Origin of the sequence: Streptomyces sp. NPDC046909, from assembly GCF_040644695.1 — a bacterium.
GTDB lineage: Bacteria > Actinomycetota > Actinomycetes > Streptomycetales > Streptomycetaceae > Streptomyces.
This window is the reverse complement of the sequence record NZ_JBEYXC010000002.1, coordinates 495542-511120: the sequence shown is the minus strand read 5'-3', so window position 1 is coordinate 511120 and position 15579 is coordinate 495542. Positions and strand designations below refer to the sequence as shown.

The following is a 15579-nucleotide window of genomic DNA, read 5'->3' as shown; positions in this document are numbered from 1 at the left end:
GAAGCCGGTCACCGCGGGCGCGGGGACCGGCTTCCGGCGTTTCAGAGGTCGATGACGAGGTCCGGGGCGGCGATGAGGGCGGGGCCCGGGAAGGCGGCCGCTTCCAGAGCCGCCGCGGGGTCGGTTCCTGGCCATAGGTGGGTGAGCAACAGCCGTGCCGCGCCCGCCTGTTGGGCGTACCGGCCCGCCAGGCGCGCGGTCAGCAGATACGGGGCGTCTCCGGGCGACGGGACTTCGTGGACGTACGTCGCCTCGGACAGGAAGAGGTCCGCGCCTTCGGCGAGCCGCGGGATGTCCTCACTCGGCCCGGTGTCGCCGGTGTACATGAGCACGGCCTCCGGAGTGCTGATCCGGAGGCCGGCGTTGGGGACGAAGTGCGGCAGGAGCCGGGTGCCGACGGTGAAGGGGCCGATCTCGAACCGGTCGCCGGGGCTGAACTCGTGCAGCAGGTACGCGGCGGCGAGCATGCTCGGCTTGTCGAGGGCCAGTACGGCGTCGAGGGCGCCGTGCGGGGCGTGCAGCGGCAGGGCCGGCGGCGGGACGTCACTCAACCCCCTTGCTCGCAGCAGGGGGTTGAGGTCGGCGCAGTGGTCGGGATGTCCGTGGCTGACCAGGACGGCGTCCACCGAGTCGACGGTGGAATGCGCCAACAGGCGGGGCAGCGTGGCGTATCCGGGGTCGATGAGGAGGCGGAAACCCTCGTGCTCGACGACGTATCCACTGCACGCCTGGTCTGCGGTGGGCCAGGCGCCGCAGCCGCCGAGAACCGTCAATCGCATGGCCCAGCAGCCTAGTTGGTGTCAGTCCTTGCCCATCTGGTCCTCGGCCGAAAGGTGCTCCACCGTCCGGCCCGTCTCGGTGAACGTACGCGTGACATGCCCCGACGAGTACACCCACAGGATCCGCAGCGGGGTGTCCCCGATGTTGCGGAACAAGTGGGGGACGGGGGACGGGATGTACGTGGTGTCGAACCGCTCCAGCTCGGTCACCTCGCCGTCGACCCACACCTCCGCCTTGCCCTCCAGGATCGTCACGTGCTCGTCGCAGTTGTGCGAGTGCAGCGGGGCCCCGGAGCCGACCGGATACACGCTCATCCCGCTGGTGATCAGGTTCTCCCCGCCGGCCGAGGGCGTGGTGATCAACGGGGTCGTCACGACGGCTCCGCCCCGGTCGAGCAGGGGCACGGACGCGACCTTGATGATCGTGGTCATCCGGGAAATTCCTCTCCGTTCACGGGTGATGCGCTGAACGACCGTAGGTCGCGCGCCCGTGAACGGGTGCCCTCCAACGTGCAGTTTTACCTTGCGTTCCGGGAGGGGTGAGGTTCTCGAACCCGGCTGTACCGTCGGCTCGCATCGCCACGGCTCTTGGTTCCGTGACGGAAACGCGCCGGAAAGAAAAGGCAGGTATCGGCCAGATGAGGCTCCCCGTTCTCAACGAAGAGGAAATGGACCAGCGGCAGCAGGAGCTGGCCGCTCGCATCGCCGGCCGCCGCGGTGCCGTCCGCGGCCCCTTCCGGGTCTGGCTGCACAGCCCGGAGATGTGCGAGCGGGCCGAGTCGCTCGGTGCCTTCGCCCGGTTCGACTGCTCCCTGCCGAAGCATCTGCGCGAGCTGACGCTGCTGATGGCCGCCCGTAACTGGGACGCCCAGTACTCCTGGAACGCCCATGTGCACCAGGCGATCGAGGCCGGCATCCCGGAGGCCGCCGTCAAGGCGATCGCCGAGAAGCGCGAGGCGGTCTTCGACAACGAGGCCGACCAGGCCTTCTACCAGTTCTGCCGGGAGATCCTCGACGAGCACTTCGTCACCGACGAGACCTTCGCCCGGGCGCATGAGCACTTCGGCTCCAAGGGGCTGGTCGACACCATCGGCGCGCTCGGCAACTTCACGATGCTCGGCATGTGTCTGAACACCTTCCAGGTGGACCTCCAGGCCGACAAGGAGCCCCCGTTCCCGGACATCCGCGGCTACGGGCGCGTCGTCGCCGACGGCGCCGACCGGCCTCAGCCGTGACCTCCCCGGGAGCGACAGCCGTGAGCGCCACGACCCCCGTGGTCGACGCCGTCCTGCGGGTCCGCGGGATCACCAAGAGCTTCGGCGGGGCCGCCGCCCTCAAAGGCGTCGACCTCGACCTGTACCCGGGCGAGATCCACGCGCTGATGGGCATGAACGGCGCCGGCAAGTCGACGCTGGTGCAGGTCCTGTCGGGCGTCCACCAGCCCGACGGCGGCACCGTCGAGGTCGACGGCCACGCCCACCACGGGCTCACCGTCCGCAAGGCGCGCGGGCTCGGCATCGCCTCGGTGCCGCAGCGCCGCGAACTGGCCATGGGGCTGACCGTCGCCGAGAACATCATGCTCGGCGACCTGCCCACCCGCGGCGGCGCCGTGCGCTGGGCGGCGGTCAGGAACCAGGCGCACGCCGCCCTGAGAGGGCTCGGCATCGACATCGACGTGACCCGCACCGCGGGCACGCTGACCGTCGCCGAGCAGACCATGGTCGAGGTGGCGCGCGAGGTGCGCCGCGGCGGCCGGATCCTGATCCTCGACGAGCCGACCGCCTGCCTCAGCGCCAAGGACGCCCACCAGATCCGCGCCCTGGTGCGCACCCTGCGGGACGAGGGCGTCGCCGTCGTCTACATCTCGCACTACATCGACGAGGTCATGGCCGTCGCCGACCGCCTCACCGTGCTGCGCGACGGAGCGGTCGTCACCACCGCGCCCGCCGCCGAGATGGACCCGGCGAGCCTGGTCCGCAGCATGGTCGGCCGGGACGTCGTCTCGCGGCGCCCGGAGCGTCCCGCGCCCAAGGACGAGATCGGTCTCGCGGTGCGCGGGCTCAGCCAGGGCCGGGCCATCGAGGACTTCACCGTCGAGGTGCGCAAGGGCGAGATCGTCGCCGTGCTCGGCCCGGCCGGGGACGCGCAGTCCCGGCTGTTCGACCTGCTGTCGGGGCGGCAGCGCCCGGACGCCGGTGAACTGGCCGTCGACGGCAGGCCCGTCGGGTTCGGCCGGATCACCGACTCGCTCGCCGGCGGACTGCGCTGCGTCACCGGCGACCGCCGCACCCTGGGCCTCATCCAGGGGCTGACCGTCGACGAGAACCTGATGCTGGCCGACGACCGCTTCACCCGCCGTCGCCTGCATCTGCGCGCCGCCCTGGCCCGCCGCGCCGCACCGCTGCGCCGCGCCTACGGGGTGCGCGCCCTCACCGGGAACCCGCCGGTCGGCGCGCTGTCGGGCGGCAACCAGCAGAAGGTCCTGCTCGGCAAGTGGCTGGACACCGAGCCGGTCGCCTGCTTCCTCGAAGACCCGACCAACGGGGTCGATGTCGCCGCCATGGCCGACATCCACACCCTCGTCGACGACCTCGCCGCGCGCGGGGTGGCCGTACTGCTCGCCTCCTCCTCCGCCGAGGAGGTCATGCGGCTCGCCGACCGGGTCGTCGTGGTCAGCGCGGGGCGCACGGTCGCCGTCCACGACATCACCGCCATCACCCGCGACGAACTCGTCGCCACCGCTCTCGGAGGACAACCGCAGTGAGCGTCAAGACACTTCCCGATGCCCCGGAGGCACAGCAGGCAAGGACCGGGTTCTCGCCGCGCGGCATTCCGCACTCCGGACTGGTGGCGGTCCTGGTGATCGTGGTGGTCGCCACCGCTCTTCGGACGGACGCCTTCACCACCGACACCAACATCATCAACATCCTGCGCCAGGTCAGCATCAACGCCGTCATCGCCGCCGGGCTCACCCTGCTGATGACCGCGGGCGGCATGGACTTCTCCATGGGCAGCGTCGTGGTCGTCACCGCCGCGGTGGCCGCCCAGATGCTCTCCCACGGCTGGCCGACCTGGCTCACGGTCGTCGCCGCCCTCGTGCTCGGCCTGCTGATCGGCCTGGTCAACGGGGTGGTGGCGACGTTCACCACGGTCGCGCCGTTCGTCATCACCCTCGCCACGGCCACCCTCCTCGACGGGGTCTGTCTGCTCGTCCTCAACGGGCAGACCATCTCCCTCGGCACCAAGATGTTCGCGCTCGGCAACGAGAAGATCGCGGGCATCCCCTATCTGACGATCGTGGCCGTCCTCGTGATGGTGGCGACGGCCCTGGTCATGCGGTTCACCACGTTCGGGCGGGACGCCTTCGCCATCGGCGGCAACGAGCACGTCGCCCGGCTCAGCGGCATCAACGTCACCGCGCGCAAGCTCACCCTGTACGCCACGACCGGCGCCCTCGCCGGCCTCGCGGGGCTGATGACGCTGTCCCGGCTGGGTTCCAGCAGCCCCGGTGCGGGCGGACTCACCACCCAGCTCGCCGCCGTCGCCGCGGTCGTCATCGGCGGCACCTCGCTGGCCGGCGGCCACGGCACGATCATCGGCACCGCGCTCGGCGTGGTCCTCCTCGGCGTGGTCGCCAACGCCCTCAACCTCGTGCAGATCTCCGCCAACTGGCAGCCGGTCTCGGTCGGCGCGGTGCTGCTGATCGCCGCCATCGCCAACGAGATGCAGAAGGCCCGCTCCGCACGGCACTGAACTCCCTTGTAGAGAAAGGCGCTTCACCATGAGACTGACCCCCCGTTCCCGGCAGGCCCTGTTCGCCGCGGTCGCCACCAGCACGCTGGTGCTGAGCGGCTGCGGAGGCGACGGCGAGGGCACCGGAAGCTCGAAAGACCTCTCGCTCGGTTTCGTCAACGGCGGTGACACGCACTTCCATTCATGTCTGCAGAAGGCCGTCCAGCAGACGGCGAAGACGGAGGGCGCCGAGGTCTACACGGCCAACTCCCACCAGAACGCCGGGACCGAGCTGTCCAACATCGAGGACATGATCTCCCGCAATGTGAGCGCGCTCATCGTGCAGACGGTCAACGTCGACGCGCTCAAGGGCGACATAGCCAAGGCCAAGGCCGCGGGCATCCCGATCTATCTGACCTCGGTGTCCACCAGCGACGTGGACGACATCCTCGGCGCCGCCGTCGTGAACCTGAAGAAGGTCGGAGCCCTGGACGCGGGCTGGATCGAGCAGGACGCCGCCGGCGAGGACGTGAACGTCGGCATCGTCGCCGGTGCCCCGGGGGCCGCCTCCGAGCTGCTGGTCGGCGGGTTCAAGGACGCCCTGCCCGCCACCGCGAAGGTCGTCGCCAACCAGCCCGGCATGTTCAACCCGGCGAAGGCGCAGGAAGTCGCCGAGAACATGATCCAGGCCCACCCCGACCTCGACTACGCCTTCGTCGCCAACGAGGAGATGGCCTTCGCCGTCCGCAAGGCCTTCGACGCCGCGGGCGCCAAGGACGTCAAGATCGTCACCGTCAACGGCACGGAGGACGGGATCGCGGCCGTGAAGGCGGGAACGATTTCCGCCACCGTCGCCAATTCGGCGCTGACCATTGGCCAGACAGCGGTGCGGAACGCGGTCGGTCTTCTCGGTGACAAGAAGGTTGACAAGATTGCCAACATTCCTCTTGTCTTGGTCACCAAGGACAACGTGACCGAAGCGCCGCAGTACTGCCCCAAGTAAGAACAACCCCCCGTTCCCGACGCCGCGAACGGAAGGGCCCCGGAGGAAAAATGGACCGCTTGCTCCTCATGCACAGCTTCGTCACCGTCGCACAGGTCGGCAGCTTCAGTGGTGCCGCCAAGAAGCTGGGCTCTTCCGGCTCGCTGGTGTCCCGGCACGTCGCCGAACTGGAACGGCAGGTCGGAGTACGCCTCGTCAACCGCACGGCCCGCTCGGTGAGCCTCACCGAGCCGGGGCAGCGGTACGCGGAATTCTCCGCCCGCATATTGGAGGAGATCGAGGCCGAGGACGCCGGCATCGCCCATCTCCACGACCGGGCCGAGGGCACCCTCAGTGTCATCTGCCCGAAATGGATAGGCAGCCTGGATCTCGGCGAGGCGATAGCCGCCTTTTCCGCGGCCCACCCCAAAATCCAGGTCCGTTTCGAACTCGGCGGAATGTCCGACCGGACCTACGACTTCCTCGACAGCGGATTCGACGTCGCCTTCCACACCCGGGACCTGCGCGACTCCAGCGTCCGGCTCAAGAAGATCTCCTCGCTGCCGTTCGTCCTGTGCGCCTCCGAGGCGTACATCGAGCGGTACGGCGGGCTCGCCCACCCCAACGACCTCGCGAACCACGACTGCCTGGTCCATGTGAACGACCCGGTCTGGCGCATCGGCCACGGACACGCGAGCACCCTGCACAAGATCCGCAACATCGCGTTCTCGTCCAACTCCTACATCGCCCTCCAGAAGGCGGCCGTGCACGGCCGGGGCATCGCCCTGCTGCCCCAGCGCCCGGCCTACGACGACCTCGTCTCCGGCGCGCTCCAGGTCCTGCTGCCGGACCTCGCGGTCCCCGACCGCCCCCTGTACGCGATCTACGGCCCCGGGCACGACACCCCGCGCAAGGTCAGCGTCTTCCTGGACTTCCTCGCCGAGTGGTTCTCACAGAACCCCATTCCGGCGATCCGGCCGTAATTCCCCGGCCGTCCCCGCAAGAAACGATTGCGCACCTCGTGCGTCTCGGCCCATTGAGGCTGCCCACCGGCGAAATCTACGCTCACGAGGCGACCCGGAAACGAGGAATGCATGGGAATCCAGAGAATCGAATCGGTCACCTACGGCATCGAAGACCTCGACGAATGCATCCGCTTCTTCGACGACTTCGGGCTGTTCCTGGTGGAGCGGACCGACGAGCACGCCGTGTTCGAGACCCTGACCGGGCAGACGCTCCACCTCGACACCGAGCCAGGACCGCATGTGCCGCCCCCGGTGGAGAGCGGTCCCACCCTGCGCGAGATCGTCTGGGGCGTCGACACCCCGCAGGAACTGGAACGGCTGGTGGCCGCCGTCGCCAAGGACCGCGAGGTCCGCCGCAGCGCCGACGGCGTCCACCACACCGTCGACGAGTCGGGCTTCGGCGTCGGCCTGACCCTCGCCCGCCCCAGGCCGGCCCCGGTCACCCCCCGCCCCGCCAACGCGCTCGGCAGCGTCACCCGCTGGAACACCGCCCTGGCGCCGATCGAACGGGTCCGCCCGCTGCGCATGTGCCACGTCGCCCTGAACATCCGCAAGGAGGGCCGCCAGGACGCCGTCGCCTTCTACACCGACCGCCTCGGCTTCCGCCCCACCGACGTCGTCGAACCCATGGGCGTCTTCATGCAGGCGCCCGGCGACGACGACCAGCACACCATGCTCCTGTGCCACCGCCCCGACCGGACCGGCGTCAACCACATCGCGTACGAGGTGCCGGGCTTCGACGACGTCATCGAGGGCGGCAACTACATGATCGACAAGGGCTGGCGGGAGGCCCGCCGCCTCGGCCGCCACACCGTCGGCTCCAACGTCTTCCGCTTCGTGCACGCCCCGTGCGGCGGCCGCGTCGAGTACGCCGCCGACATGGACCGGGTCGACGACGGCTACGAGACCCGCCACCACGAGACCACCCCGCCCCACCACATCTGGGCCCTGCGCACCAACCGCGACAACGAAGCCTCTTGAGAGGGCACCCACCCATGACCACCGACCACGGCTACCCCGCCGTCCGCATGTACATCGCGGGCGAGTGGTGCCACGGCGGAACCGGCAAGACCGCCCCGATCGTCAACCCGGCCACCGAAGAGTTGATCGGCGACGTACCCCTCGCCACCACCACCGACCTGGACCGCGCCCTCACCGCCGCCGAGGAGGGCTTCCGCGTCTGGCGCGCCACGCCCATCGCCCGCCGCACCGCGATCCTGCACACCGCAGCCGACCTGATCGCCGAACGCGCCCCGGAAATCGGCCGCGTGATGACCCTGGAGCAGGGCAAGCCCCTCGCGGAGTCCACCGGCGAGGCCCGCCGCACCGCCGAGACCCTGCGCTGGCACGCCGAGGACGCCCGCCGCGCCTACGGCCGCATCATCCCCACGGCACCCGGGACCGTACTGACCGTGCGACGCGAGCCCATCGGCCCGGTCGCCGCCTTCGTCCCGTGGAACTTCCCCGTCGGAGGCCCCAACCGCAAGATCTCCTCGGCGCTCTCCGCGGGCTGCTCGATCATCATCAAGGGCTCGGAGGAGACCCCGGCGACCGCCGCCGCCCTGGTCAAGTGCTACGAGGACGCGGGCCTGCCCGCCGGAGTCCTCAACCTCGTCTTCGGCGAGCCCGCAGAGGTCTCCGCCCACCTGATCGCCTCCCCGGTCACCCGCCTGATCGCCTTCACCGGCTCGGTCCCCGTCGGCAAGCTCCTCGCCGCCCGGGCCGGCGAGGTCATGAAGCCCTCCCTGATGGAGCTGGGCGGCCACGCCCCGGTGATCGTCTGCGCCGACGCCGACCCCGTACAAGCCGCCCGCATGGCCGCCCAGGCGAAGTTCGCCAACGCCGGCCAGGTCTGCACCTCACCGAGCCGCTTCCTGGTCCACGAGAGCCTGGTGGACGAGTTCACCGCCGAGTTCGTGAAGGCCACCGAGGAAGTCGTCGTGGGCGACGGACTGGCCGAGGGGACGACGATGGGCCCGCTCGCCAACGAACGCCGCCTCAAGGCACTGGAGCGGCTCGTCGCCGACGCCGTCGCGCGCGGCGCCAAGGTCCGCACCGGCGGCGCCCCGCTGGACCGCGCCGGCTACTTCTTCGCGCCGACCGTCCTGACCGACGTCCCCGAGGACGCGGAGATCCTGCACGAGGAGCCGTTCGCCCCGGTCGCGCCCATCGTGCCCTTCGCCGACCTCGACGAAGCCCTCGCGATCGCGAACGCGCTGCCCTACGGCCTCGCCGCCTACGGCTTCACCAGGTCCTCCGCCACCGCCGAGAAGCTCTCCGACGCGCTGGAGGCCGGCATCCTCTCGATCAACCACTGCGGCGGCTCGGTCCACGAGGCCCCGTCCGGCGGCGTGAAGGACAGCGGCTACGGCCGCGAAGGCGGACCGGAGGCCCTGGACGCCTACCTGGTCACCAAGCGCGTCTCCCACCTGCTGGTGCCATGAGGTACGCGCGAGTCTCGGTCGGCGGCAGACCGGTGTGGGGCCGGGTGCGGGAGTCGGACGTCGACCTCCTGTCCGGCTCCCCGCTGGAGGGCGCATACGACGTCATCGGCACCGTGCCGCTCGCCGAAGCCCACTGGCTGCCGCCCGTCGTCCCGCCCGTCTTCTACGCCGTCGGCTTCAACTACCCCCGGCACATCGCCCACGCGGGCGCCGCGACCCCCGACCGCCCCGAGATCGGCTACCGGGCCAACAACGCCCTGACCGGCCACCGTTCACCGATCGTCAAGCCGCGCGAGGTCGAGGGCCGCTTCGAGGCCGAGCCCGAACTCGTCGCCGTCATCGGCCGTACGCTGCGGCACGCGACGTACGACGAGGCACGCGAGGCCGTCTTCGGCTGGACGATCGGCAACGACATCAGCGCCCGCGCCTGGCAGCACGCCGACCGCACGTTCTGGCGCAGCAAGAACAGCGACACGTTCAAGCCGATGGGCCCCTGGATCGAGACCGACGTGGACGCGCTCGCCCAGACGACGACGCTATGGGTCAACGGCGCGGTCCGGTCTCAATTCCCCACCGGCGACATGGTGTTCGACCCCTTCGACTACCTGGTCGAGATGACCAGGCACGTCACCGTCCACCCCGGCGACGTGCTGTGGATGGGCGCCGAGTCCACCTGCCGGCTGGAGCCGGGCGACACCGTGGACGTCGAGATCAGCGGCATCGGCGTGCTCTCCAACTCCGTACAACTCGAAGGGAATCAGCGATGACCGCGGAACCCCGCTACATCCACCACGTCAACTTCCCCACCACCGACCCCGACCGGACCGCCGAGTGGTACGCCAAGGTCTTCGGGATGAAGCGGATCATGCCCAAGTCCAACACCCGCGTGGTGCTGATGACCCGCGGCACCTTCGATCTGCACTTCACTCCGGTGGAGGAGATGGAGCGCATGGCGCCCTATCACTTCGCCGTCGAGGTCGACGACTGGGACGAGTTCCTCGACCACCTCAAGGAGCTGGGCATCCGGCACACCCGCCCGATCCAGCGCCCCGAGAACCAGTCCAAGTTCTGCTACATCCACGACCCCGACCACACCATGATCGAGCTCGTGTACCACGCCAAGCGCCCCAACTGACCCTGCCTGCACGGGAGTTCACACTCATGCCCATTGCCGACTCCGACGGCACCTCCATCTACTACGAGCGCCACGGCAGCGGTCCGGCGATCCTGTTCGTGCACGGCAGCGGTGGTCATCACGCCGCGTGGTGGCAGCAAGTCGCCGCGCTGCGGAACGAGTTCACCGTCGTCACCATTGATCTGCGCGGGTTCGGGAAGTCCGACTCCTCGATGCTGGAGTTCGATGGTCAGGACTTCCCCGGCGACGTCGTCGCCGTCCTGGACCAGGAGGACCTGACCGACGTCATGCTCGTCGGCCAGTCCATCGGCTCCGTCGCCGCCCTGCGCGCCGGACTGCTGCGCCCCGAGCGGGTCTCCTCGGTCGTCCTCGGCCACTCCCTGGGCGGCATCAGCCACCCGGAGCTGAAGGAACTGGCGGCCGCCGACCGCGCCGAGGCGGTGAAGCTGCCGGTCATCGACCGTCTGCTGACCAAGCCGTTCCAGCGGGAGCGCGCCGATCTCACCTTCCTGTTCCAGCAGATGGGCACGTTCAACGTCGCCAGGATGCAGGACCTGCGCAACCTCGACACCGACGGGCCCTCCCTGGACGACATCCAGGCCTCGGGCGTGAAGGTCGCTTTCCTCGCCGGCGAGAAGGACGCGGTCCTGAGCGTGAAGACCGTCACCCGCGCCCACGAACTGCTGCCCGGCTCGCACCTGGAGATCGTCGAGGGCGCCCCGCACTCCATGTACTGGGAGACGCCGACCGAGTACAACGCGGCCGTCGCCCAGCTGCGCCGCACCCTCACCACCCCGAAGGAAGCCGCATGACCACCCTCACCCTGGACGCCGCCGAGGAGATCATCGACGCCGCCCACCAGCGCGCCCGGGCGATCGGCAAGGCGGTGAGCGTGGCCGTGGTGGACGCCGGCGGCTTCCCCGTCGCCATCCGCCGCCCCGACGGCGCCCGCCCGCTCACCCCGGACATCGCCCGCGCCAAGGCCTACACCGCCGCGATCATGCAGCGCCCCGGCACGATGCTGAAGAAGTGGCAGGAGAGCCAGCCGGTCTTCTTCTCCCAGCTCTCCCAACTCCCGGGCGCCGCCATGCCGATCATGGCCACCGAGGGCAGCCTCACCATCAAGAAGGACGGCGAGATCATCGGCGGCCTGGGCATCGCCGGCGGCACGGCCGACGAGGACCAGCAGATCGCGGAGGACGTCCTCCAATCCCTCGGCTACGAGCTGGAGTTCGCCGCCTGGGGCGTCGCGGGCCGGCCGGCCCCGGCCGGAAAGGACGCGTGAATCATGGCGGACACCTTCAACTACCGCATCGACCACCACGGCAGCCTGGTCCGCCCCACCGACCTCGACACGATCGGCGCGGAGCAGGCGGTCCAGGACGCGGTGGTCTTCCAGCGCAAACTGCGCTCCACCGTTGTCACCGACGGCGACTTCCCCCGGGAGGACTTCCGCAGCGCGGTCCTTGACGGAGTGTCTGGATTCCGGCGTACGGACGAGACGGGCCCCGACGGCCTGGTCCGCTGGGTGGCGGAGTCCCTCCCCAAGGCCAACGGCCCCCTGGTGGCGGACTGGGCGTCGAAGCTCGCCGAACTGACGGTGATCGCCCCGAAGGTGGCCCTGCCGTCCCCGGCCTACCTCGCGGCGACGACGTACCGGCCCGGCCTCGGGGTGTCCTCGGCCCGCGAGCTGGGCGAGGCGCTGGCCGAGATCATCCAGGCGGAGATCGCCCTGCTGGTGTCGAAGGGCGTACGCCTGATCCAGCTCAACAACCCGCTGCTGCTGGGCCAGTTGGCCGGGGACCGAGGCGCGCTCTCCTTCGACGACGCACTCGCCGTCGACGCCCTGGCGGTACGCCTCGACGAGCGCCCCGAGGGCGTTCGCATCGGCGTCTGCCCCGGCTGGGCGGCCCCCGCCGAGGTGGACCGCGCGGCGGCCGAACACCTCTACGCCGAGATCCCGGCCGACCGCTGGATCCTCCCCTTCGACCAGGGCACCGAGGCCGAACTCGACCTGGTCAGGGCGCTCCCGGAGGACCGTGACGTCTGCCTGGGCGTGGTCGACGCGACGGTGCCCGAACTGGAGGACCTGGACACGGTCCTGGCCCGCATCGACGCGGCGGGCGAACTGAAGGACCTGGAGGACGCGGCCCTGTCCCCGTCGCGGGGCTTCGCGGACGTGGCGAACAGCCCCCTGCTGACCGCCGAGGAGCAGCGCAGGAAGCTGGTCCTGGTCGAGACACTCGCCCGGTACGTATGGGGCAACGAGTTCTGACAAGTGCCGGGCAACTCAAGGGAGTTGCCCGGCCTCTCTCGCTTTACAGCACTTCGGCGAACGTCACAGACCGGTCGGTGAGCAGGGGCCACACCGTCTCGACGATCAACTCCTTGAAGTGATCGGCGACCTTGTGCGCCTCGAAGCCGGCCTGATCCGCGTACTGCTCGTACAGCACGAAACTCCCGGGCTCACCGGCCTCCGCGTGCACCTCGTACGCCAGGTTGGCGGGCTCCGCACGCGTGTGCTCGCGCACCTTCAGCAGCGCGCCCCGCACGGTCGCCTCGTCGGCGGGGTCGCAGTGGTAACGGGCGATGACGGCGTAGGACATCGGGCTTCTCCTCATGATTCGTCCAGCCCGCCGATCCCACCATGAATGCCCTGATCAGCGGCCCGCACGGAGCGCAACCAATGTCTGCCGCCCCAGGGCTGGTCCCACCGACGCACAGTGAGGTGTCGTGAACGGCATGCGTACTCTCGAAACCCTCTCCGGCGGGGAGTGGGTGACGACCGGCGAGTGGATCGACGTCCACGACCCGGCCGACGTCCGTGCCCCGATCGCCCGTGTCCCCGCCCTCCCGGCCAAGGACGTCACCCGCGCCTACGACCACGCCGAGCGCGCCTTCGCCGTCTGGAAGCGCACCAGCCCCTTCGAGCGGGCGCGGATCCTCACGGACGCGGCCCGGCTGATCCGGGACCGGGTCGAGGAGATCGCCGCGGATGTCACCGCCGAGAACGGCAAGACTCTGGCCGAGGCGACCGGCGAGACGCTCAAGGCCGCCGACTTCCTGGAGTACTACGCCGGTCTCGCCCGCCAGGGCTACGGCACCCTCCTGCACGACGTACGCCCGAACCACCGCACCCACACCCAGCGCGAGCCCATCGGCGTCATCCTGGTGATCAGCCCCTGGAACGACCCGCTGATCACCCCGGCCCGCAAGCTCGCCCCGCTCCTTGCGGCGGGCAACACGGCGGTCTTCAAGCCGGCCACCGAAACCCCGCTCTCCGGCCTGCACTTCGCCCGCGCCCTGCACGACGCGGGCCTGCCGGCCGGTGTCCTGAACGTCGTCACGGGCCGCACCTCGGAGCTGGAGGAAGCCCTCCTCGACGACCCCCGGATCACCGGCATCACCTTCACCGGCTCCAACGCCGTGGGCAACCGCATCCGCCGCCGCCTCGCCGACCGCAACGTCCGCTTCCAGGGCGAACTCGGCGGCAAGAACGCCTCCGTGGTCCTGAAGGACGCCGACCTGCCGACCGCCGCCAGGGCCGTCGTCGCCGCCTCCTTCGGCCAGGCAGGGCAGCGCTGCACCGCGACCAGCCGGGTCATCGTCGAGCAGCCGGTGTACGAGGAGTTCACCCGTCTGCTGGTCCTGGAGGCCGAGAAGCTGAAGGTCGGCCCCGGTTCCGACCCGTCGACCACCCTGTGCCCCCTGTCGAGCCCCAAACAGCGCGACAGCGTCCTCGCCGATCTCGCGAAGGCCGTCGAACAGGGCGCGGTCGTCCTCACCGGCGGCAGGGCCGACACCGAGGGCGACCACGCACACGGCTGCTACGTCCTGCCGACCGTCCTCGCGGACGTCACCCCCGAGACGGCGATCTGGCGCGAGGAGGTCTTCGGCCCGGTCGTCGTGGTCCGCGCGGTCGACGACTTCGACGCGGCCGTCGACGCCGTCAATGACTCCGACTTCGGCCTCGCCGCCGCCGTCTTCACCCGCGACCTCGGCAACGCCTACCGCTTCGCCGACGAGGCCGAGTGCGGCCAGATCGCCGTCAACACGACCACCCCCGGCTGGGACGTCCACCTGCCCTTCGGCGGCTTCCGCGACTCCGGGACGGCGTACAAGGAGCAGGGCGAAGAGGTGCTCCGCTTCTCCACCCGCGTCAAGACGGTGGCGATCAACATCGGCGCCCCGGAGCGGGCCCGTGGCTGACGAGACCATCGGCATCGTCGGCGCGGGCATCGTCGGTCTCGCGACCGGCCGGGAGATCGCCCTGCGCCGCCCCGGCACCCGGGTCGTGGTCCTGGAGAAGGAACAGGACGTCGCCGTCCACCAGACCGGCCACAACTCGGGCGTCGTGCACGCCGGCATCTACTACGCCCCCGGCAGCCTCAAGGCCGACCTGTGCGTACGGGGCGTAGGCCTCCTCCGCGAGTACTGCCAGGAACGCTCACTCCCGTACGACGAGATCGGCAAGCTCGTCATGGCCGTACGCGAGGACGAACTCGGCCGCATGGAGAACCTCTACGAGCGGGCGAAGAACAACCATGTGCCCGACCTCCGCAAGGTCTCCCGGGACGAGATCAAGGAGATCGAGCCCCACGCCGGCGGCATCGCGGCCCTGCACTCACCCCGCACCGCCATCACCGACTACAGGGCGATAGCGCGGGAGTTCGCCTCGGACATCGCGGCCTCCGGCGGCGAGGTGAGGCTCGGCTTCCCGGTCACCTCGATCACCCAAGTGCCGGGCGGCATCGAGGTCGCCTCCGGTCAGGAGCGGATCAAGCTCGACCGGCTGATCCTCTGTGCGGGCCTCCAGTCGGACGCCGTCGCCAAGCTCGCGCAGGACCAGCGGGAACCGAAGATCGTCCCGTTCCGGGGCGAGTACATGCTCCTCAGGCCGGACCGCACGCACCTCGTCCGCGGCCTCGTCTACCCGGTCCCGGACCCGCGCTATCCCTTCCTGGGCGTGCACTTCACCCCACGAGTCGACGGCACGGTGGAAGTCGGTCCGAACGCCGTCCTGGCGCTGGCCAGGGAGGGCTACACCCTCGGGAAGATCTCCCCGAAGGACCTCCTCGGCATCGCCGCCTACCCCGGCACCTGGCGGATGGCGGCCCAGCACTGGCGTACCGGCATCAAGGAGTACCGCGGCGCGCTGTCCGCGGCGGCCTTCATGAAGGACGCGAAGCTCTACGTCCCTGGCGTGGGCGTCAAGGACGTCGTACGGGGCGGAGCGGGCGTCCGCGCCCAGGCGCTGGACCGCGACGGCACGCTCGTCGACGACTTCCGCATCCATGGCTCCGGCCGGATCACCGCCGTACGCAACGCGCCCTCGCCCGCCGCCACGGCCTCCATGGCGATCGCGGAACACATCGTGGAGGCCGTCTTCCATGAGTCTTCCGCAACCTGAAAGTGCCCTGCTGAGAGGGCACTTGAACGCAACAAGTGCTTGCGCTCCCAGGGGCTCCGCAAGGCCTCGGAA

Annotated in this window: 17 protein-coding genes; 14 read left to right on the top strand and 3 right to left on the bottom strand. The window is 70.1% G+C overall.

Features of this window, described 5'->3' with window-relative positions; translation table 11 throughout:
- Positions 1-41: 41 nt before the first annotated feature.
- Positions 42-779 carry an MBL fold metallo-hydrolase gene (locus tag ABZ928_RS06555; protein WP_361515416.1) on the bottom strand — a complete coding sequence of 246 codons (738 nt, stop codon included), beginning with the start codon at positions 777-779 and terminating at the stop codon, positions 42-44.
- A 21-nt stretch (positions 780-800) separates the two neighbouring features.
- Positions 801-1211: a cupin domain-containing protein gene (locus ABZ928_RS06550; RefSeq protein ID WP_361515414.1), complete on the bottom strand. Its 411-nt coding sequence runs from the start codon at positions 1209-1211 to the stop codon at positions 801-803.
- A gap of 236 nt (positions 1212-1447) precedes the next feature.
- On the opposite strand from ABZ928_RS06550, the gene ABZ928_RS06545 reads away from it, so the two are divergent.
- The 12 genes from ABZ928_RS06545 to ABZ928_RS06490 all read left to right on the top strand — a co-directional run bounded on the left by ABZ928_RS06545 (position 1448) and on the right by ABZ928_RS06490 (position 12372).
- Positions 1448-2014, top strand: coding sequence for a carboxymuconolactone decarboxylase family protein (locus ABZ928_RS06545; RefSeq protein WP_361516142.1), 567 nt, complete (start codon positions 1448-1450; stop codon positions 2012-2014).
- Between the two features lie 20 nt (positions 2015-2034).
- The gene (locus ABZ928_RS06540; RefSeq protein ID WP_361515413.1) at positions 2035-3543 is read left to right on the top strand and encodes a sugar ABC transporter ATP-binding protein; all 1509 of its coding nucleotides are present in this window, start codon (positions 2035-2037) and stop codon (positions 3541-3543) included.
- Entirely contained in the window at positions 3540-4532 is a 993-nt protein-coding gene (locus tag ABZ928_RS06535) for an ABC transporter permease (protein WP_361515411.1), read from the top strand. The genes ABZ928_RS06540 and ABZ928_RS06535 overlap by 4 nt, the downstream gene beginning before the upstream one ends.
- Before the next feature lie 28 nt (positions 4533-4560).
- Positions 4561-5514 (top strand): sugar ABC transporter substrate-binding protein, encoded by a 954-nt coding sequence (locus ABZ928_RS06530; protein WP_361515409.1) that lies wholly within the window; start codon positions 4561-4563, stop codon positions 5512-5514.
- 50 nt (positions 5515-5564) lie between these two features.
- On the top strand, positions 5565-6476 hold the full coding sequence (locus tag ABZ928_RS06525) for a LysR family transcriptional regulator (protein ID WP_361515407.1): 912 nt from the start codon (positions 5565-5567) through the stop codon (positions 6474-6476).
- A 111-nt stretch (positions 6477-6587) separates the two neighbouring features.
- Positions 6588-7499 carry a VOC family protein gene (locus ABZ928_RS06520; protein ID WP_361515406.1) on the top strand — a complete coding sequence of 304 codons (912 nt, stop codon included), beginning with the start codon at positions 6588-6590 and terminating at the stop codon, positions 7497-7499.
- Between the two features lie 14 nt (positions 7500-7513).
- Positions 7514-8962, top strand: a complete 1449-nt coding sequence (locus ABZ928_RS06515; RefSeq protein WP_361515404.1) for an NAD-dependent succinate-semialdehyde dehydrogenase — start codon at positions 7514-7516, stop codon at positions 8960-8962.
- Entirely contained in the window at positions 8959-9729 is a 771-nt protein-coding gene (locus ABZ928_RS06510) for a fumarylacetoacetate hydrolase family protein (RefSeq protein ID WP_361515403.1), read from the top strand. Before ABZ928_RS06515 ends, ABZ928_RS06510 begins: the two co-directional genes overlap by 4 nt.
- Complete coding sequence (locus tag ABZ928_RS06505; protein WP_361515401.1) at positions 9726-10097, top strand: VOC family protein; 372 nt, start codon at positions 9726-9728, stop codon at positions 10095-10097. Before ABZ928_RS06510 ends, ABZ928_RS06505 begins: the two co-directional genes overlap by 4 nt.
- A 26-nt stretch (positions 10098-10123) precedes the next feature.
- Complete coding sequence (locus ABZ928_RS06500; protein WP_361515399.1) at positions 10124-10909, top strand: alpha/beta hydrolase; 786 nt, start codon at positions 10124-10126, stop codon at positions 10907-10909.
- Positions 10906-11382, top strand: a complete 477-nt coding sequence (locus ABZ928_RS06495; RefSeq protein ID WP_361515398.1) for a heme-binding protein — start codon at positions 10906-10908, stop codon at positions 11380-11382. Before ABZ928_RS06500 ends, ABZ928_RS06495 begins: the two co-directional genes overlap by 4 nt.
- Positions 11383-11385: 3 nt before the next feature.
- Positions 11386-12372 carry a methionine synthase II (cobalamin-independent)-like protein gene (locus ABZ928_RS06490; protein ID WP_361515396.1) on the top strand — a complete coding sequence of 329 codons (987 nt, stop codon included), beginning with the start codon at positions 11386-11388 and terminating at the stop codon, positions 12370-12372.
- 43 nt (positions 12373-12415) lie between these two features.
- On the opposite strand, the gene ABZ928_RS06485 is transcribed toward ABZ928_RS06490, so the two are convergent.
- Complete coding sequence (locus ABZ928_RS06485) at positions 12416-12703, bottom strand: putative quinol monooxygenase (RefSeq protein ID WP_361515394.1); 288 nt, start codon at positions 12701-12703, stop codon at positions 12416-12418.
- A gap of 136 nt (positions 12704-12839) precedes the next feature.
- On the opposite strand from ABZ928_RS06485, the gene ABZ928_RS06480 reads away from it, so the two are divergent.
- A complete protein-coding gene (locus ABZ928_RS06480) occupies positions 12840-14306 on the top strand; it encodes an aldehyde dehydrogenase family protein (RefSeq protein WP_361515392.1) in 1467 nt (488 codons plus the stop codon).
- The gene (lhgO, locus tag ABZ928_RS06475; RefSeq protein ID WP_361515391.1) at positions 14299-15507 is read left to right on the top strand and encodes an L-2-hydroxyglutarate oxidase; all 1209 of its coding nucleotides are present in this window, start codon (positions 14299-14301) and stop codon (positions 15505-15507) included. The genes ABZ928_RS06480 and lhgO overlap by 8 nt, the downstream gene beginning before the upstream one ends.
- Positions 15508-15579: the final 72 nt, after the last annotated feature.